Here is a 1,188-nt window from a genome sequence, read left to right as displayed (position 1 = left end):
CTTGCGCCCTGGGGCGTGACCTGGTATACCGTCCACCATCGTGTGATCGAGCACCGGTGGCCGGAGAACGACCATGGCGACGACCCGCAGCAAGCTGGACGAGATCGTGGAATCCTTCTCCACGATCGAGGACCCCCGCTCCCACATCAACCGACGGCATCCCTTGCCCAGCGTCCTGGTCATCGCGGTGCTGGCGGTCCTCGCCGGGGCCGCCGGGCCCACGGCCATCGCACTCTGGGCCGAGCAGAAGGAGGCGCTCCTCGTGGGACTCCTCGACCTCCCCTTCGGCGTCCCCGGCAAGGACGTCTTCCGCCGCGTCCTGATGCTGATCGAGCCCGATGCCTTCGGCGACGCCTTCAATGCCTGGATCGACCGCCTCCGCGGCGAGGCCACGGCGACGACCGGCGTCGATCGCCCGATCATCGCCATCGACGGCAAGACGGCTCGCCGGAGTCACGACGTCAGGAACGGGCTGGGCGCCCTCCACGTCGTCACCGCCTGGGCCGGCGAGCTCGGGTTGGCCCTGGGCCAGCAGGCCTGCGCCGAGAAGTCCAACGAGATCACCGCGATCCCCGAACTGCTCGGCAAGATCGACGTCCGGGGCGGCATCGTCACGATCGACGCCATGGGGGCCCAGAAGGCGATCGCCGCCAAGGTCATCGAGGGCAAGGCCGACTACGTCCTGGCCCTGAAGCGGAACCACGAGGCGCTGCACACGGCGGTCATCGAGCACATCGACGAGCGGCTGGAAGGGGACCTGGAGGATGCCCAGGAGCTGACCACGACCGACCGCGGCCATGGTCGCGAGGAGGAGCGGACCTATCTGCAACTGCCGGTCCCCGAGGGCCTGCCCGGTAAGGCCGACTGGAAGGGGCTGAAGTCGGTCGCCCTGGTGACGTCGGTGCGGAAGGTGGGCGAAAAGGTGAGCGTCGAGGCCCGATACTATCTCAGCAGCCTGCCGGTGGACGTGAAGCTGTTCGCCCGCGCGGTCCGCGGCCATTGGGCGGTGGAGAACTCGTGCCATTGGAGCCTCGACGTGACCTTCCGCGAGGACGATTCGCGGATCCGCGAGCGGGTCCTGGGTAACAACATCAACTGGCTCTACCGCTTCACTCTCTCGATCCTCAAGCAGCACCCCGACCGCCGCCGCAGCCTGATCATGAAGCGCCGCTGCTGCGGCTGGAACGA

The 1,188-nt window shown here is 68.1% G+C and carries 1 protein-coding gene; it reads left to right on the top strand.

Annotated features, from left to right (window positions below; genetic code table 11):
* Nucleotides 1–73 precede the first annotated feature (73 nt).
* On the top strand, nucleotides 74–1,188 hold a 1,115-nt coding region (locus G6O54_RS36885; protein ID WP_165236129.1), incomplete at its 3' end, for an ISAs1 family transposase.

The organism is Aquisphaera insulae (assembly GCF_011064615.1).
Taxonomy (GTDB): Bacteria; Planctomycetota; Planctomycetia; order Isosphaerales; family Isosphaeraceae; genus Aquisphaera; species Aquisphaera insulae.
The sequence above is the reverse complement of the archived record's forward strand: the minus strand, read 5'-3'. Positions and strand labels throughout refer to the sequence as shown.